Raw genomic sequence first — 15,507 nt, forward strand, 5'->3', positions numbered from 1 at the left:
CATCCACCCCCGTTGGCTTTGGGGCGTCATATCCCGTTGCGGCGCGGCCCGCGACCCCCTACATCGGTCCTCATGGCACAGAACCGCTCTTCCCACGGTCAGGGCCCCCGGCAGCGTCAGCTGCGCGTGGGCGAACTGATCCGCCGCACCCTCGCTGACGTGCTTGCGCGCGGGGATGTGCATGATCCCGAACTGAACCGGCATTCCATCACGGTGGGCGAGGTGCGCACCTCGACCGACCTCAAGGTGGCCACCGCCTTCGTGCTGCCCCTGGGCGGGCGCGATGCCGATGCCGCGCTGCTGGCGCTGCGCCGCAACGCGCCCGAACTGCGCCACTTGGTGGCCAAGGGCCTGACGCTGAAATACGCGCCCGAGTTGCGGTTCCAGCTGGACGAGACCTTTGACATGATGGACGACACCCGCCGCCTGTTCGCGGATGAACGTGTGCGCCGCGATGTCGAGGCCGGCGAGGACGATGCCCAGGATGACGATGCGCGCTGACCTGTCGCGCCGCCTTGCGGTGGCGCTTGGGGTGCTGGTCGCGATGGTGCTGCCGGCCGGTGCCGCCACCTGCAAGCGCATCGACCACGACGGCCAGGGCTATGTGCTGTGCGAGGTGCCCGCCGCGCAAGAACCGGCGCTGCGGCTGTGGCAGGACGGTCCCGACGGCAGCCCGCTGCGCAATTTTGCCAATGTCCGCCGCACGCTGGAGGCGGACCAGGTTCTGTCCTTCGCGATGAATGCCGGCATGTTCCACCCCGATTACCGGGCCGTGGGCCTTCTGGTCGTGGATGGAGAGGAGCTGTCGCCCATCGTGACGGGGGCCAGCAACGACAATTTCGGGATGCTGCCGAACGGCGTCTTCTGCAGCGGCGGCGCCCAGCCCTTTCAGGTGATCGAAAGCCGCAGCTTTGCCGCCGACCGCCCCGACTGCCGGCTGGCCACGCAATCGGGCCCGATGCTGGTGATCGACGGGCAGTTGCATCCCCGCTTTCTGGTCGACAGCGACAGCCGCTATATCAGGAACGGCGTGGGGGTGTCGCCCGACGGGCAGACGGCCTGGTTCGCGATCTCGAACCGACCGGTGACCTTTCACGAATTCGGCCGCCTGTTCCGCGACGGACTGGGCGTGCAGGATGCGCTTTATTTCGACGGCTCGATCTCTCGGCTGTACGCGCCGCAGGTGAACCGGGCGGATTTCGGGCGCAGCATGGGGCCGATCATCGGCCTGGTGGACCCCGCTGGTTGACCCGGTGGGGCGGCGGGGCTATGCCCCGCACCTTGCATTCAGGAGGTTCGCATGGCGCGCAAGAAGGGCCGGGATATCAGCGGCTGGCTGATCGTGGACAAGCCCGCAGGGGTGAACTCGACCGCCGTGGTGGCCAAGGTCCGGTGGGCGCTGGACGCGAAGAAGGCCGGCCACGCGGGCACCTTGGACCCCGACGCGACGGGCGTTCTGGCCGTAGCCCTGGGCGAGGCGACCAAGACGGTCCCGATCGTGACCGATGCGCTGAAATGCTATGATTTCACCGTGAACTGGGGGGCCGAGACGGCGACCGACGACGCCTCGGGCGAGGTGGTGCGCCGGTCCGATACCCGTCCGACCGCTGCCCAGGTCGAGGCCGCCCTGGCGCGCTTCACCGGCGAGATCATGCAGGTCCCCCCCGCCTTTTCCGCCATCAAGGTCGAGGGCGAGCGCGCCTATGACCTGGCGCGCGAGGGGGTCGAGATGGAGCTGGCGGCCCGCCCCCTGTGGGTCGAAAGCCTGGTCCTGCTGGAGGCCGGTGCCGACACCGCCCGCCTGGAGATGGTCTGCGGCAAGGGCGGCTATGTCCGCTCCATCGCCCGCGACCTGGGGCGTGAGTTGGGCTGTCTGGGCCATGTTGCCCATCTGCGCCGCACCTGGTCGGGCCCCTTCGAGGCCGAGGACGGCGTCGCCTTCGACAGGATCGACCGCGAGGCGCAGGACTGGCTGGACGGTCAGGTCCTGCCCTTGGAAACCGGGCTGACCGACCTGCCGATGCTGCGCGCCACGCCCGAGGGCGCCATCCGCATCCGCAACGGCAATCCCGGAGAGGTGACCGGCGGCGCCGAATGGGGCGAGCTGGTCTGGGTCGCGGATGCCACGGGCCCGGTCTGCATCGGCCGCTATCAGGGCGGCATGGTCCAGCCCGAGCGGGTGTTCAACCTGTAACCGCCGCGCCTCAGCCGCCGGGCCGGCGCGCGCCCTGGAACGGCCCTTCCCCGGCCGCGTCGATGCGGGCGATCGCCTCGGCGATGGGTTCATGCGTGACCGACATCCTCCAGGCGGTGGCGTGGATCATCAGGTCGGGGGACACCGCCATGGCGACATGACCCGGCCAGAACAGCAGGTCGCCCCGGCGGATCCGGTCCGTGGACGGGAAGGCATCGCGCTGCAGGTCGCTGTCGCCCGGGCAGGGGATGTCGCAGGCTGCCAGAGCCGCCTGCACCAGGCCCGAACAATCGATGCCCCATCGGCTGTTTCCGCCCCACAGATAGGGCGTGCCCACCAGGGTCTCGGCCACCGCCACCGGATCCTGCGCGGGTTCGGTGCCGACATGCTGGACCGGAACGAAGCCTCCTGTGGCCAGCCGCACGAAGCGTCCTTCGGTCCCACTGACCGCAAGGCGGGCGCCAAGCGACAGCGACATGAGCTGCGGCTGCTTCATGTCGGGCGCCGGATAGACATGCGTGGCCGGCGCCGTCACCCGATGCGTCAGCGGCGGCAACTCATCGGTCAAGGTGGCGCTGTCCAGCCAGCCGCAATAGCCGTCCAGCGCGGTCTGGACAAAGCTGAAGCCGTCCCGCATCTCGATCACGGTCACATCGGCGCCGAAATTTACCTGCCGGTCGCGCCGTCCATCCGGCGCGGTCAGCAGGTCGGCCAAGGGCACCGACAGGCGCGCGGCGCGGCCCGGGGTATAGGCGGGACGGTCCAGCCGCCCGCGCAGGCTTTCCAGCGCCATGCGGTCCGTGGCGGGCGTCAGCCGGCGGTCCATGGTCACGCCAGGATCTGCGGCAGCGCCGCCAGGATCGCCCGCGCGCCTTGGCCCACGCCGCCCTTTGGACGACCCGGCGCGGCGGTGGGCTGCCAGCCGTAGATGTCCAGATGGGCATAGCGTCCGGCCCCTTCGGCAAAGCGGCGCAGGAACAGCGCCGCCGTGATCGACCCGGCCATGCCGCCCGAGGGCGCGTTGTCCAGGTCCGCGATGGCGGGTTCGATCTGGTCCTCGTAGGGGTCCCAGAAGGGCATGCGCCACAGCGGGTCGCCCACCTGCATCGCCGCCTGTTGCAGCGCCGCCGCCGTGGCATTGTCGTCGCAGTAGAAGGGCGGGACGTCCGGCCCGAGCGCCACCCGCGCCGCGCCTGTCAACGTCGCCAGCGAGATCATCAGGTCGGGGCTCTCCTCGGCCGCGTAGGTCATCGCATCGGCCAGGACCAGCCGCCCCTCGGCATCGGTGTTGTTCACCTCGACCGTCAGGCCCTTGCGGCTGGCCAGCACGTCGCCGGGGCGGAAGGCGTTGCCCGCGACGCTGTTTTCGACCGCCGGGATCAGCACGCGCAGGCGCATCCGGCCCGTCGCGCCGGTCGCCGCCAGCATCTTCAGCAGGCCAAGCGCGGTGGCCGCGCCGCCCATGTCCTTTTTCATCAGCCCCATGGAGGCGCCGGGCTTGAGGTTCAGCCCGCCGGTGTCGAAGCAGACGCCCTTGCCCACCAGCGTCAGCATTGGACCCTGATCGCCTATACGGATATCGATCAGCCGCGGCTCGACGGCAGAGGCGCGTCCCACCGCATGGATCAGCGGAAAGTTCTGCTTCGCCAGGGCACTGCCGCAGATCACCTCGACCCGCGCGCCGATGTCGTTGCACAGGGCGCGCGCGGCTGCCTCCAGCTTGTCGGGGCCAAGATCCCCGGCGGGCGTGTTGATCAGGTCGCGGGTCAGGAATTCACCCGCCGCGATCGCCAGCGCGCGATCGGCATCGGCGCCCGTGGGGCAGACCAACCGGGGGCCCTGGACGGGCTTTCCCTTGTAGCGGGTAAAGCGGTACTGGCCCAGCAGCCAGCCCAAAGCCAGCTGGTCCGGGTCCAGCCCGGCGGGCAGATCGGCCAGATGCCAGTCGCCCCTGGGCAGGGCTTGGGCGCGGGCGATCGGGAACCGTTCCCGCGAGGCCAGCGCGCGGTCGCCCAGGCCCATGATCGCGCCGCGAAGCCCCCCCGCCGCATCGGGCAGCAGGCAGATCTGGCCCGCCTTGGCGGCAAACCCCGAGGCCTCGGCCCAAGGCCCGGCCTGGGCGTCGGGGGGCAGGTCATCGCCGCTCCAGACCAGCCACAGCGGGCGCGTGTCGTCAGAGGCGGGGGCGAATTCGGGGGTCATGGCGTCATCCTTGGCAGAACGGCGCCAGCCTACAGGCTGGGACCGCGCCTGCAACCCCGGCGGCGGGGTCATGCCAGGGCGGTGCGGTCCCAGATGGCCGTCAGCGACCGGTTGCCCACCCGCATCAGCCGAGCGCGGATCGCGGCCAAGGCGGCATGGTCGCCCCGTTCGGCAGTGCTGCCAAGATCCATGGCCACACCCGCCAGTGACAAAAGCCCGATCTGCCAAGCCAGCCGCGACATGCGCTCGGCATGGGCCATCGCCTGCGCCAGGTCGCGCCGGTCCAATGCCGCGTCCACCGCCGTCAGGGCGGTGGCCAGTTGTTCCAGCGCCAGCCCGATCACGTGCTGCGCCGCCGTCTCGCCCAGTTCGGCCACGATGTCCGCCACCCGCCGATTGTCCACGCGGACCAGTTCCGATACGGCCAAGGCCGAGATTTGTGCCATCCGCACCTCCGAAGGGTCTGTCCCCGCATGGGGCGAACATGGGCGCAAGCGGTGAAGAAAGCCTTGAGCAAGGCCCAAGAAAAGGCTCGAATTTGTTTCAATCCCGGCCTATCAGGCGGGGAGACAATGGGGTTTTCGATGCACAACCTGACACCGCTGCCGCAATACCTGACCAAGCGCTATCATGGCTGGAAGGCGACCTCCTACAACGAGAACCGCGCCTGGTTCCGCCGGCTGGCCGACGAAGGCCAGCGCCCGCGCGCGATGGTCATTTCCTGCTGCGACAGCCGGGTCCATGTCACCAGCATCTTCGGCGCCGATTCGGGCGAGTTCTTCATCCACCGCAACATCGCCAACCTGGTTCCCGCCTATGCCCCGGACGGGCTGCAGCACGGGACCTCGGCGGCGGTGGAATATGCCGTCAAGGCGCTGAAGGTCGCGCATCTGATCGTCGTGGGGCACACGCTCTGCGGCGGCGTCGCGGGCTGCCATGCGATGTGTTCGGGCCATGCGCCCGAGCTGGAGGAGACGACCAGCTTCGTGGGGCGCTGGATGGACATCCTGCGGCCGGGCTACCAGCGGGTGAAGGACCTGCCGGCCGAGGAGCAGGTCGGCGCGCTGGAGCGCGAGGCGGTGCTGGTGTCGATCGAGAACCTGCTGACCTTCCCCTTTGTGCGGGACGCCGTCGAGGCCGGTCAGCTGTCGCTGCACGGGCTGCTGCACGACATCAGCGAGGGGACGCTGCTGCAGGCCGACGAGGGCGGCAAGCAGTGGGCGCTGATTTGACGCCTCAGGCGTCGGGATGCCAGCGGATCACCCGCCAGACGTAGAAGGCGACGATCGCCACCACGACGGCGGTCGAGACCGGGTTGATCCAGGTGCTGACGGCCTCATAGCCGCCTTCGAGCCAGTATCCGGCCAAGGCCAGGCCGCCTGACCAGATGAAGCTGCCAAGCGCGGTATAGGCCAAAAAATGCCCTGTCGGCATCCGCGCCAGCCCCGCCGGGACCGAGATCAGGGTGCGGATCGTGGGCAGGAAGCGGCCGAAGAAGACCGCCGCCGCGCCGTGGCGGGCAAACCAGCCTTGTGCACGCTCCAGTTCAGACGGCGTCAGCGTCAGCCAGCGGCCGTGGCGTTCGACCAGCCGGCGCAGGCGGTCGGGACCATAGGCGCGCGCCAGGGCGAACCAGAACCACGCGCCCAGGGTCGAGCCGATGCCGCCGGCCAGCACCGCCAGCCACAGGGAGGTGCCGCCGCGCGCCGCATTGAAGCCCGCCAGCGGCATGATCAGTTCCGACGGGATCGGCGGGAAGACGTTTTCCAGCAGCATCAGGGCGGCGATGGCCAAAGCCCCGCCACCCTGCAGAAGACCGGTGATCCAGTCGAACAAGGCCTAGCCCTTCTTGAGGATGCGATTGCCCAGCAATTCCGCGATCTGCACCGCGTTCAGCGCCGCGCCCTTGCGCAGGTTGTCGCTGACGCACCACAGGTTCAGGCCGTTTTCGACGGTGGAATCCTGGCGGATGCGGCTGATGAAGGTGGCGTATTCGCCCACGCATTCGACCGGCGTCGTGTAGCCGCCGGGCTCGCGCTTGTCGATGACCAGGATGCCCGGGGCCTCGCGCAGGATGTCGCGGGCCTCGTCCTCGTCCAGGAAATCCTCGAATTCGATGTTGATGGCTTCCGAATGGCCGACGAAGACCGGGACGCGCACGCAGGTTGCGGTGACCTTGATCGAGGGGTCGATGATCTTCTTGGTCTCGACCACCATCTTCCATTCCTCCTTGGTCGTGCCGTCTTCCATGAAGACGTCGATCTGGGGAATCACGTTGAAGGCGATCTGCTTCTGGAACTTCTTGGGATCCTTTTCCTGACCCGGGACATACATGCCCTTGGTCTGGTCCCACAGCTCGTCCATGCCGTCCTTGCCGGCGCCGCTGACCGACTGATAGGTCGAGACGACCACCCGCTTGATGCGGGCGCGGTCGTGCAGGGGCTTCAGTGCCACCACCATCTGCGCGGTCGAGCAGTTGGGGTTGGCGATGATCATCTTGTTCTTGTAGCCCTCGATCGCGTCGGGGTTCACCTCGGGCACGATCAGCGGGATCTGCGGGTCGTAGCGATAGAGCGAGGAGTTGTCGATCACCACGCAGCCGGACTGGGCCGCGCGCGGGGCGTGGATCTTGGTCGCGTCCGAGCCGATGGCGAAAAGGGCGATGTCCCATCCGGTGAAATCGAACTGTTCGATATCCTGGATCTTCAGGGTCTTGTCGCCAAAGCTGACCTCGGTTCCCTGGCTGCGGCGCGAGGCCAGGACGGCGATCTCGTCCACGGGGAACTGGCGCTCGGCCAGGATGTTCAGCATTTCGCGGCCCACATTTCCCGTGGCGCCAGCGACGACGACTTTGTAACCCATTTCGGGGGAGCTCCTTTTCCTGCGGTCGGGGGCGTTTACCGCAAACGGTCGCTTATTGAAAGGGTCTTGGGCGCGCGTCCGCCGCGCGGGCGGGCGGGCGTTGCTGTGCATCCGGGCGCAACGGCGGCGGGCGGCAGCCACGGCGCGGCCCTGCAAATGCTGGAAAAAACGCCGGCACGGGACGGGCACGGAGGCGGCACCGGATGTGCACCGGGTGTACACCGCTTGCGCGCGGTGGCGTTGCGCGGGGGGAGGGGGGGATCAGCGGACCAGGGTCAGGCGGCGGTCGTGGCGCAGCAGATCCTCGACCCAGGCGGCCTCGGCGGCGAAGTCATGGGGCACCTGGGCTGCGTCGCGCCGCCCCGAGAGGCTGAGGCTGGCGAAGAAGTCGAAGCCGTAGAGCCTCAGCCCCGCCAGCGGCGCACGCAGCAGCAGGTCGATCATCATGGCCCCGGTGGTGGGCGGCGCGGCCAGCCGGCCCATCAGCGCCTGATAATCCTGAAGCGGGTGCAGGTAGAAGCCGGGGCTGCTGGCGCTGGTCCAGTCGAGGCGCTTGCGCTTGGGCGACATCCACAGGATGCGGTCGGGCGACAGGCGGGCGCGGTCGGCATCGGGCAGGCGGGTCGCCAGCGCCAGCCAGTCGGTGCGGCGCCCGTGGCTGCGCGGGTCGGGCAGGGGCGCGCGGTTGATGCGGACGACCAGGTCGGCGGCCTCGATCGCCGCGCCGTGATCGGTCGCGGCCAGCGCGCGGGCATTGCCGACCAGCGCCACCTGCCGCCCGGAGAGGTCGGCCAGAAGCTGCGCCTGCGGGACCGAGAGGCGGCGCAGAGGATCCTCGGACCGGGTCAGGCGGGCGGCGGCAAAGCGCAGGCGGTCCGGGACCAAGGACGGGGTCATGGCCGGTCCAGGAGGTCGCGATAGACCTGCACCAGGGCGCGGGCCTCGCCCTCGATGGCGTGGTTTTGCGCCACATGGGCGCGGGCGGCCTGGCCGGCGGCGGCACGGCCCCTGTCATCGTCCAGCCAGCGCGCCAGCGCGGCGGTCAGCGCGGGCGCGTCGTCGCGCGGCACCAGGCTGCCGGTTTCGCCGTCGCGGATCAGGGTCTCGTAGGCGCCGACGCGGGCGGCGACGGTGGGGACGGCGCAGGCCGCGGCCTCGAGCGGTGTCAGGCCGAAGCCTTCCCACCGGGCGGGGGCGGCGAAGAGATCCAGCGCCTGGTAGTGCCGGACCAACTGGTCCCAAGGGAGTTCGCCCAGAAAGCGGATGCGGTCTCCAAGGCCCGCCGCCGCGATCCGGGCCTGAAGGTCATCGGCAAAGGCGCGGTTGTCGGCGGTGATGCGGCCGGTAAAGAGGATCTGGACCCGCGGGCGGCCGGGCAGCAGGTCCAGCCCCGCCTGCACCAGCAGGTCGACCCCCTTTTGCGCGCGGACCCGGCCGAAGCAGCCGACCAGCACCGCGTCGGGATCGAGCCCCAGCCCGGCGCGCAGGGCGGCGCGGTCGGGGGCGGGCTGGAAGATGTCGGTATCCACGCCGTGCAGGATGACGGTGGCGGGGCGTTCCAGATAGCTGGCCGCCTGGGGCGATGTCGCCACCAGCGCGTCCTGTTGGCGGATCAGCCAGCGGGTGAAGCCGGTGTGGCGGCGCTGGGCGGCCGAGGTGAAGAGCAGGCGGTATTTCCGGCGCAGCACCCGGCGCAGGATCAGGCCCAGGGCCATCTCGGTGTTGCGCCGCGCGTGCCAGACCCGCCAGCGGTCGCGGGGCAGGGTGGCGGCGCGGGCCAGCGGAAGATGCGGCACCTCGGGCGGCAGGCCGGGGCCGGTGGCGGCGATGTCGATCATCCGCGCCTGCACCGGGATCAGCCGCACCACCGTCGCCGTCACCCCCGACAGGCGGCGTTTCAGGTTCGGCGCGACGACCAGCGGCGTGTCAGTCATGGTGGGGTTCAGTCATGCGCGTTTCAGTCATGCCGGGCCTCGGGCGTCAGGAAATAGAGCAGGAACCCGATCACCAGCGGGACCAGGACGAACAGCCACAGCATAGCGAAGGCCTGCGCCGGGGGGTAGGCCGCCTGGGCGGTGGCATAGACCGGGCGGGAGGCGAATTGCATCACCCCCACCCCGCCGATCGAGAACATGTTGAGGAAGGTGACCCCGCGCCCCACAAGATGCGGGGGCAGGAAGGAGCGTCCATGCGCCATCAGCAGGGGATAGGCCGAGCCGAAGAACCCCAGGATCACCAGAAGCAGCGTGACCATCGCGATGGGCAGCGCGGGTTGGAGCCACATCACCGCCATGACCGCGATCATCACGGCGGAAAAGACCAGCACGGCGCGGCGGACGCTGCCGATGAGGCGCGCGGCGGGGCCGACGGCAAAGCTGCCCGCGACCATGGCCAGGCCCATGGCCAGCGTCACCCGGCCGATCTGGGTCGCGTCGGCGCCATGCACCTTTTCCAGCCAGGGCGCCGCCCAGAGGCCGCGGATGCCGGCGGTCACGGCGTAGTTCACCGCGAACAGCGGCAGGATGAACCACAGCGCGCGCAGGCGCAGGATCTGGCCCAGCGAGCCCTGGGGGTGGTCCTGTCCCAGCCGGGCCGGGTCGCGCACGAAGGTCATGATCAGCCCCGCCACCAGCAGCGTCAGCGCCGCCAGCCCCCAGAGCGTCGGGCGCCAGCCGAAGGTCTGGATCACCGTCACCAGGGGCGCCGCGCCCAGGATGTTGCCCAGCGAGCCGAAGCCCACCAGCATCCCCGCCAGCGTCCCGAAGACCGCCTGCGGATATTCGCGCGCGAAGATGAAATAGGGGCCCATCAGCGCAGGCGAGCATCCGATGCCCAGAAGCGCCATCGCGACATGCAGGTGCCAGGGCGCCTGGGCCAGGGCGAAGACCGCAGCACCCCCGCCGCCGCCCAGGGCCAGCAGCAGCGCCACCGTCAGGCGCGGCCCGTGCCGGTCCAGCGCCGCGCCCACCGGCAGCTGCAGCGCCGCGAAGGCGATGAACCACAGCCCCGAGGACAGCGCGAGGTCGCCCGGCGTGGCGCCGATCTGGCGTTCCAGCACCGGGGCCAGCACCGCCAGGAAGGCGCGATAGAACTGGCTGAGCATGTAGCCCAGCACCAGGCTGACAAGCCCCGCCGACACAACTGGCATGTGATCCTCCGTTCCCGGCAGCCAAGCTGCTTGAACGGCGCGGAACCTGCAAGGCGTGCAGGTTCGCGGCGGGGATCATTCGGCGGGGGGCGGTGCCGCGGGGTCGGGGGTTTCGGTGGCTTCCGGGGTGTCGGCGGGCGCCAGGCCCGGCGTCACCGGGCGGGTGCTGCCGCCCATCCCCTCCAGCCGGGCGATCAGGTCGTCGGACTGGGCGCCGATGCGGTCGCAATTGGCCGGATCCTCCAGCAGGCTGAAGGCGGGGCGGAAATATTCGCGGTCATAGGCGACGGGGTCCAGCCCCAGCCGTTCGATCAGTGCATCCGTGGTGCCGGTCATCAGCTGCCATTCCGGGTCGGTCACGTCCTGGTCGGGGCATTCCGAGGTGACGACGTTCATCTGCGCCAGGTCGCGCATCAGCGCCTGCGCCTGCGGTTCGGAGAGGGTCGAGACGTCGGGCAGCGGCACGACCAGCCGGTCCCCCGGCACCCCGTCGGCGGGCTGGGCCCAGGCGTTGACGGCCAGCAGGATCGCGCCCGCGGCGACCGTTCCGATCATGATGACATCCCAGCTTTTCATCGCATCCCCCATCGCTCAGACAGCGTGCAGGGTCGGCCAGCCGGGCGCGGGGTGCAAGGCAACAAGGCGTGATCCCGTCCGCGATCTTGACCCTTGGGCAGGGCGGGTCTAACCCGACCCTGCGCCGCGGCCCGCAGCAACCTGCCGCGCCTGAAGGAGGGTTCATGTCCGACCGTTATTCGCTTCTCATCCTGCCCGGCGACGGGATCGGCCCCGAGGTGATGGCCGAGGTCGTCAAGGTCATCGACTGGTTCCAGGCGAACCGGGGCATGCGTTTCGAGGTCAGCCACGACCTGGTCGGCGGGGCGGCTTATGACGCGCATGGCGTGCCTTTGGCGGACGAGACGATGGCCCGCGCCCAGGGGGTGGATGCGGTGCTGCTGGGCGCGGTCGGCGGCCCGAAATACGACGTGCTGGATTTCGGCGTGAAGCCGGAGCGCGGTCTTTTGCGCCTGCGCAAGGAGATGGACCTTTATGCCAACCTGCGTCCCGCGCAATGCTTTGACGCGCTGGCCGACTTTTCGTCGCTGAAGCGCGAGGTGGTGGCCGGCCTTGATATCCTGATCGTGCGCGAGCTGACCTCGGGCGTTTATTTCGGCACGCCGCGCGGCATCCATTCCGACGACAACAACCCCGAGAACGAGGGCGGGCGCGTCGGCATCAACACCCAGCGCTATACCAGCGGCGAGATCCGCCGCGTGGCGCGGTCGGCCTTTGAGCTGGCGCGGGCGCGCGGCAACAAGGTCTGCTCGATGGAAAAGGCCAATGTCATGGAATCGGGCATCCTGTGGCGCGAGGAGGTCCAATGGGTGCATGACAACGAATATCCCGATGTCGAACTGAGCCACATGTATGCCGACAACGGCGCCATGCAGCTGGTCCGCGCGCCGCGGCAGTTCGACGTGATCGTGACCGACAACCTGTTCGGCGACATCCTGTCGGATGCGGCGGCGATGCTGACCGGCAGCCTGGGCATGCTGCCTTCGGCCTCCCTGGGGGCGCCGATGGCCAATGGCCGCCCCAAGGCGCTTTACGAGCCGGTCCATGGCAGCGCCCCCGACATCGCGGGCCAGGGAAAGGCCAATCCGATCGCCTGCATCCTCAGCTTTGCCATGGCGCTGCGCTACAGCTTTGGCGAGGGCGAGGCCGCGGCGCAATTGGAGCGCGCGGTCGAGCAGGTGCTGGCCGAGGGGGTGCGCACCGCCGACCTGATGGGCCCCGAGGGCGGCACGCCGGTCAGCACATCGCAGATGGGCGACCGCATCGTCGCGGCGCTGGCGTCGGCCTGATGGCCCTGCCGGGGAACGTGCGGGGGGCCCTGCTGCAGCTTGCGGCGATGGGCCTCTATGCGACGCATGACGTGGTGATCAAGTCGCTGGGCGCCACCTATCCGGCGCTGCAGATCCTGTTCTTTGCCTCGCTGCTGTCCTTTCCCCTGGTGTCGGTCGTCCTGATGCGCGACCCCCAGCCGGGCACGCTGCGGCCCAACAACATGGGCTGGGTGGCGCTGCGCACGGCCTGCGCGGTGGTGGCGGGGATGGCGGGCTTTTACGCCTTTTCGACCCTGCCGCTGACGCAGGTCTATGCGATCCTGTTCACGACGCCGCTGCTGATCACCATCCTGTCGATCCCGCTGCTGGGCGAAAAGGTCGGCCTGCACCGCTGGGCGGCGGTGGTGATCGGCCTGTCAGGCGTGCTGATCGTGCTGCGGCCGGGGGGGCAGGACCTGCAGCCCGGCCATGCGGCGGCCATGGCGGGCGCCGTGGCCAGCGCGCTGGCGGCCGTGATCATCCGCCGCCTGGGCCGGCGCGAGCGGCCGATGGTCCTGATGATGTGGCCGATGCTGGGCAATTTCGTGGCCACCGGCGCGGCGCTGTCGCTGGACTATCAGCCGATGGAGCTGCACCACCTGGCGCTGACCGGCGTCATCGCGGGCCTGGGCCTGGTGGCGGGTTTCCTGGTGATCCTGGCCTATCGCGCGGGCGAGGCCGCCATCGTGGCGCCGATGCAGTATTCGCAGATCCTGTGGGCGACCGGCTATGGCTGGTTCCTGTTCGGCGAGGTGATGGACCTGCCCACGCTGCTGGGTGCCAGCGTGATCATCGCCTCGGGGATCTACATCGTCTGGCGCGAAGGGCGCGGCGGCGTTTCGGCCAACCGTCCGGCCACCACCTCGCGGCTGCGCACCGAGGTGGTGACGGCCCCGAAATCGACGATCCTGCAAAGATTGTGGAGCCCGCGCCGCTGAGGGGGCTTGCATCCCCCCCGTCGCTGCGCTACGTGCCCGTCCTACGGTCGGAGCGTAGCGCAGCCTGGTAGCGCACCTGCTTCGGGAGCAGGGGGTCGGAGGTTCGAATCCTCTCGCTCCGACCAGTGATTCTGTGTTTAAGAGCAGATAGTTCTGCCTTTTCTGTCAGGCGGTCTGCCTCTCTGGCCTGCCAACTCAATATAAGCGGACGTTCAGTGGTCGGCACGACCTCGACGCGAAGAGCCCAAATCAGTCATTCCAGTTGTGTTGATGATTGTCTAATTCAAGGTACGGGTTGTGTAGCGATGTAGTAAGGGAACACTGCCCCGACATCCCGATCAAGATCGAGCCCATTGAACACCCTACGCCGATCCGAGCTGTCCCACGGGCCAACGACTTCGGAATGGAAAAGTATAAAACCGTAGTGATGGGCGGCGCCGGTCGAGACAGTGCCGCCCACGGTCTTTTCCAAGTCTTCGTTGATCATTTGCTCAATGATCAATCGCGGTACATGCTTTGGGGCGGAAGTACACTTTTCAAGGTGCGCCGCGAGAACTGCGTTGAAGACTCCCTTTCCGCTTCCAAGAACTAGCCATGGCGTCCCATGCTCCTTTGGAGCTTCGGAGTACTGCAGCTCGACCCGAAAATTGCTACCCTCGTCATGCGGGTTTATCTGAGCAATTTTCCATTTTTCATCATGAGGACACCATCCAAAGAACGCTGACCAAAATGAGCCATCGCCTCCCAACTGCCGTCTTTCCGTCATGAACCGTTGAGCAAGTTTGCGAACGAGTTCTGCGATTTCTTCGAAGCGCGGCGGGTTTGTTTGACCGCCTTCCCGTGCGAGTTGCTGAAGCAATGTTGCCGACGTGATTGCGGTCATGGAGGCCGCAGCGGCACTACCGGCATAGACGTACCCGTATTGGGTCCAGTAGTGAGGCATCCTTAGGCTCCAGACCCATTGATTTTACGCCCTTTGCGTGATTCAGGCCGCCGCAAGGAGACCTGATCGATGAGCAACCTGTTCTGGCTGACCGAGGCGCAGATGGCGCGCCTTCGCCCCTACTTCCCCAAGAGCCATGGCCGTCCCCGAGTTGACGATCTGCGGGTGCTGAGCGGCATTATCTTCATCAATCGCAATGGTTTGAGATGGTGCGATGCGCCGAGTGAATATGGACCTGCCAAGACGCTTTATAATCGCTGGAAGCGCTGGAGTGACAACGGGGTCTTCGCCCGGATCATGGTCGGCCTGGCCGCCGAGAGCACCGATCCGAAGACAATCATGATCGATGCAACCTATCTGAAGGCGCATCGCACGGCTTGCAGCCTGCGGGCCAAAAAGGGGGGCGCAGTCGCCAGATTGGTCGAACGAAAGGCGGCATGAACACCAAGCTGCACGCCGTCACCGATGCGAAAGGCAGACCTATCCGGTTCTTCATGTCGGCAGGACAGGTCAGCGACTACACCGGCGCAGCGGCGCTTCTGGACGGCCTGCCGCAGGCTGATTGGTTCTTGGCGGACCGAGGCTATGATGCTGACTGGCTGCGAAAAGCGTTGCAGGACAGAGGGATAAAAGCCTGTATCCCTAGCCGGAAGTTGCGCAAGAAAACCGTGAAATACGACAAGCGCCGCTACAGAAGGCGCAATCGCATCGAGATCATGTTCGGGCGGCTGAAAGACTGGAGACGTGTCGCCACGCGTTACGACAGGTGCCCGGAGACATACCTCTCCGCAATAGCATTGGCCGCAACCGTCCTATTTTGGCTGTGATCAAGAACGAGTCCTGAGCCTAGCGACCGGCTGCCTGGTTCTATAGAATGGTTACATCCCGAAACACCCGCCGAATGATGCCTCAAGACGAAATCGAACGCTAATAGCTTTCTAGCTTGCCATGCGACCGTGTCGCACCACGCCAGCGGAGAGTGTAGTGGGAGAAAACTCACGAGCGGCCGTTACTGATACGACGAGCACCAATGGCCGCTTTTGAACCTGTTTACCTCAGCAACGGTGAGCTGAGAAACGATTCTCGCGTGTCCACCATCGTTGCCATTGCATTGTGGCCGCCAAGCTTGGTGACGGCCATACACGGTTCGAGTCGATACTGCCAAGCCGTCGGGATGCTGCTTTTCAAGGATGTGGTGATCGCGGGTACCGCGATCGCTGATCCAAGAGACAGCCGCGCCTCCGCTTCGCTCTGGCACGGCTGACGATCTTTTATTTCGTTTTTCCGCCTGCCATCCGGATGGCGATCTGAACACGGGCTCTGGTGCCGCTGCG

18 protein-coding genes and 1 tRNA gene are annotated in these 15,507 nt (G+C 67.8%); 9 read left to right on the forward strand and 10 right to left on the reverse strand.

Going from position 1 to position 15,507, the window contains the following annotated elements; translation table 11 throughout:
- Positions 1-72: 72 nt before the first annotated feature.
- Genes rbfA through truB form a run of 3 tightly spaced genes read left to right on the forward strand, consistent with a single transcriptional unit; the run spans position 73 to position 2,194 of the window.
- Positions 73-501: a 30S ribosome-binding factor RbfA gene (rbfA, locus tag ACZ2G3_RS00575; protein WP_419268643.1), complete on the forward strand. Its 429-nt coding sequence runs from the start codon at positions 73-75 to the stop codon at positions 499-501.
- Entirely contained in the window at positions 491-1,249 is a 759-nt protein-coding gene (locus ACZ2G3_RS00580) for a phosphodiester glycosidase family protein (RefSeq protein WP_470399180.1), read from the forward strand. Before rbfA ends, ACZ2G3_RS00580 begins: the two co-directional genes overlap by 11 nt.
- 51 nt (positions 1,250-1,300) lie before the next feature.
- Positions 1,301-2,194 carry a tRNA pseudouridine(55) synthase TruB gene (truB, locus tag ACZ2G3_RS00585; protein WP_470397069.1) on the forward strand — a complete coding sequence of 298 codons (894 nt, stop codon included), beginning with the start codon at positions 1,301-1,303 and terminating at the stop codon, positions 2,192-2,194.
- A 10-nt stretch (positions 2,195-2,204) separates the two neighbouring features.
- Here the strand turns inward: truB and ACZ2G3_RS00590 are convergent, their stop codons facing one another.
- The 3 genes from ACZ2G3_RS00590 to ACZ2G3_RS00600 all read right to left on the reverse strand — a co-directional run bounded on the left by ACZ2G3_RS00590 (position 2,205) and on the right by ACZ2G3_RS00600 (position 4,842).
- Complete coding sequence (locus ACZ2G3_RS00590) at positions 2,205-3,020, reverse strand: C40 family peptidase (RefSeq protein ID WP_470397070.1); 816 nt, start codon at positions 3,018-3,020, stop codon at positions 2,205-2,207.
- A 2-nt stretch (positions 3,021-3,022) separates the two neighbouring features.
- Positions 3,023-4,396, reverse strand: a complete 1,374-nt coding sequence (locus tag ACZ2G3_RS00595) for a leucyl aminopeptidase family protein (RefSeq protein WP_470397071.1) — start codon at positions 4,394-4,396, stop codon at positions 3,023-3,025.
- Between the two features lie 68 nt (positions 4,397-4,464).
- A complete protein-coding gene (locus tag ACZ2G3_RS00600) occupies positions 4,465-4,842 on the reverse strand; it encodes a hypothetical protein (RefSeq protein WP_470397072.1) in 378 nt (125 codons plus the stop codon).
- Positions 4,843-4,980: 138 nt separating this feature from the next.
- Here ACZ2G3_RS00600 and ACZ2G3_RS00605 point away from each other — a divergent pair, with 138 nt between their 5' ends.
- Complete coding sequence (locus tag ACZ2G3_RS00605) at positions 4,981-5,628, forward strand: carbonic anhydrase (RefSeq protein ID WP_470397073.1); 648 nt, start codon at positions 4,981-4,983, stop codon at positions 5,626-5,628.
- 4 nt (positions 5,629-5,632) lie between these two features.
- On the opposite strand, the gene ACZ2G3_RS00610 is transcribed toward ACZ2G3_RS00605, so the two are convergent.
- From ACZ2G3_RS00610 to ACZ2G3_RS00635, 6 genes are all read right to left on the reverse strand, one after another.
- Positions 5,633-6,232 (reverse strand): DedA family protein, encoded by a 600-nt coding sequence (locus ACZ2G3_RS00610; RefSeq protein WP_470397074.1) that lies wholly within the window; start codon positions 6,230-6,232, stop codon positions 5,633-5,635.
- 3 nt (positions 6,233-6,235) lie between these two features.
- On the reverse strand, positions 6,236-7,258 hold the full coding sequence (locus ACZ2G3_RS00615; RefSeq protein WP_419268649.1) for an aspartate-semialdehyde dehydrogenase: 1,023 nt from the start codon (positions 7,256-7,258) through the stop codon (positions 6,236-6,238).
- A gap of 261 nt (positions 7,259-7,519) precedes the next feature.
- On the reverse strand, positions 7,520-8,155 hold the full coding sequence (locus ACZ2G3_RS00620) for a glycosyltransferase family 29 protein (RefSeq protein WP_470397075.1): 636 nt from the start codon (positions 8,153-8,155) through the stop codon (positions 7,520-7,522).
- Positions 8,152-9,192 carry a glycosyltransferase family 4 protein gene (locus tag ACZ2G3_RS00625; RefSeq protein ID WP_470397076.1) on the reverse strand — a complete coding sequence of 347 codons (1,041 nt, stop codon included), beginning with the start codon at positions 9,190-9,192 and terminating at the stop codon, positions 8,152-8,154. The genes ACZ2G3_RS00620 and ACZ2G3_RS00625 overlap by 4 nt, the downstream gene beginning before the upstream one ends.
- Positions 9,193-9,215: 23 nt before the next feature.
- Positions 9,216-10,406 carry an MFS transporter gene (locus ACZ2G3_RS00630; protein WP_470397077.1) on the reverse strand — a complete coding sequence of 397 codons (1,191 nt, stop codon included), beginning with the start codon at positions 10,404-10,406 and terminating at the stop codon, positions 9,216-9,218.
- A gap of 75 nt (positions 10,407-10,481) precedes the next feature.
- The gene (locus tag ACZ2G3_RS00635) at positions 10,482-10,982 is read right to left on the reverse strand and encodes a hypothetical protein (RefSeq protein ID WP_470397078.1); all 501 of its coding nucleotides are present in this window, start codon (positions 10,980-10,982) and stop codon (positions 10,482-10,484) included.
- Between the two features lie 164 nt (positions 10,983-11,146).
- Here ACZ2G3_RS00635 and leuB point away from each other — a divergent pair, with 164 nt between their 5' ends.
- From leuB to ACZ2G3_RS00650, 3 genes are all read left to right on the forward strand, one after another.
- The gene (leuB, locus tag ACZ2G3_RS00640; RefSeq protein ID WP_470397079.1) at positions 11,147-12,271 is read left to right on the forward strand and encodes a 3-isopropylmalate dehydrogenase; all 1,125 of its coding nucleotides are present in this window, start codon (positions 11,147-11,149) and stop codon (positions 12,269-12,271) included.
- On the forward strand, positions 12,271-13,230 hold the full coding sequence (locus ACZ2G3_RS00645) for a DMT family transporter (protein WP_419268655.1): 960 nt from the start codon (positions 12,271-12,273) through the stop codon (positions 13,228-13,230). Before leuB ends, ACZ2G3_RS00645 begins: the two co-directional genes overlap by 1 nt.
- A 48-nt stretch (positions 13,231-13,278) precedes the next feature.
- A tRNA-Pro gene (locus ACZ2G3_RS00650) sits at positions 13,279-13,355 on the forward strand.
- A gap of 158 nt (positions 13,356-13,513) precedes the next feature.
- Here ACZ2G3_RS00650 and ACZ2G3_RS00655 read toward each other — a convergent pair.
- A complete protein-coding gene (locus ACZ2G3_RS00655) occupies positions 13,514-14,173 on the reverse strand; it encodes a hypothetical protein (RefSeq protein ID WP_470397080.1) in 660 nt (219 codons plus the stop codon).
- 69 nt (positions 14,174-14,242) lie between these two features.
- On the opposite strand from ACZ2G3_RS00655, the gene ACZ2G3_RS00660 reads away from it, so the two are divergent.
- A protein-coding gene (locus ACZ2G3_RS00660; protein ID WP_470395968.1) for an IS5 family transposase occupies positions 14,243-15,000 on the forward strand; the annotation gives its coding sequence in 2 pieces (ribosomal slippage) (positions 14,243-14,564 and positions 14,564-15,000; 759 coding nt in all).
- A gap of 203 nt (positions 15,001-15,203) precedes the next feature.
- Positions 15,204-15,437: a hypothetical protein gene (locus tag ACZ2G3_RS00665; RefSeq protein WP_470397081.1), complete on the forward strand. Its 234-nt coding sequence runs from the start codon at positions 15,204-15,206 to the stop codon at positions 15,435-15,437.
- The last annotated feature ends 70 nt before the right edge of the window (positions 15,438-15,507 follow it).

This window comes from Paracoccus sp. KKT209, from assembly GCF_055635455.1.

Coding starts and splice junctions, on each gene's coding strand:
- rbfA (WP_419268643.1), top strand. CDS start 73: ATGGCACAGAACCGCTCTTCCCACGGTCAGGGCCCCCGGCAGCGTCAG.
- ACZ2G3_RS00580 (WP_470399180.1), top strand. CDS start 491: ATGCGCGCTGACCTGTCGCGCCGCCTTGCGGTGGCGCTTGGGGTGCTG.
- truB (WP_470397069.1), top strand. CDS start 1,301: ATGGCGCGCAAGAAGGGCCGGGATATCAGCGGCTGGCTGATCGTGGAC.
- ACZ2G3_RS00590 (WP_470397070.1), bottom strand. CDS start 3,020: ATGGACCGCCGGCTGACGCCCGCCACGGACCGCATGGCGCTGGAAAGC.
- ACZ2G3_RS00595 (WP_470397071.1), bottom strand. CDS start 4,396: ATGACCCCCGAATTCGCCCCCGCCTCTGACGACACGCGCCCGCTGTGG.
- ACZ2G3_RS00600 (WP_470397072.1), bottom strand. CDS start 4,842: ATGGCACAAATCTCGGCCTTGGCCGTATCGGAACTGGTCCGCGTGGAC.
- ACZ2G3_RS00605 (WP_470397073.1), top strand. CDS start 4,981: ATGCACAACCTGACACCGCTGCCGCAATACCTGACCAAGCGCTATCAT.
- ACZ2G3_RS00615 (WP_419268649.1), bottom strand. CDS start 7,258: ATGGGTTACAAAGTCGTCGTCGCTGGCGCCACGGGAAATGTGGGCCGC.
- ACZ2G3_RS00620 (WP_470397075.1), bottom strand. CDS start 8,155: ATGACCCCGTCCTTGGTCCCGGACCGCCTGCGCTTTGCCGCCGCCCGC.
- ACZ2G3_RS00625 (WP_470397076.1), bottom strand. CDS start 9,192: ATGACTGACACGCCGCTGGTCGTCGCGCCGAACCTGAAACGCCGCCTG.
- ACZ2G3_RS00630 (WP_470397077.1), bottom strand. CDS start 10,406: ATGCCAGTTGTGTCGGCGGGGCTTGTCAGCCTGGTGCTGGGCTACATG.
- ACZ2G3_RS00635 (WP_470397078.1), bottom strand. CDS start 10,982: ATGAAAAGCTGGGATGTCATCATGATCGGAACGGTCGCCGCGGGCGCG.
- leuB (WP_470397079.1), top strand. CDS start 11,147: ATGTCCGACCGTTATTCGCTTCTCATCCTGCCCGGCGACGGGATCGGC.
- ACZ2G3_RS00645 (WP_419268655.1), top strand. CDS start 12,271: ATGGCCCTGCCGGGGAACGTGCGGGGGGCCCTGCTGCAGCTTGCGGCG.
- ACZ2G3_RS00655 (WP_470397080.1), bottom strand. CDS start 14,173: ATGCCTCACTACTGGACCCAATACGGGTACGTCTATGCCGGTAGTGCC.
- ACZ2G3_RS00665 (WP_470397081.1), top strand. CDS start 15,204: ATGGCCGCTTTTGAACCTGTTTACCTCAGCAACGGTGAGCTGAGAAAC.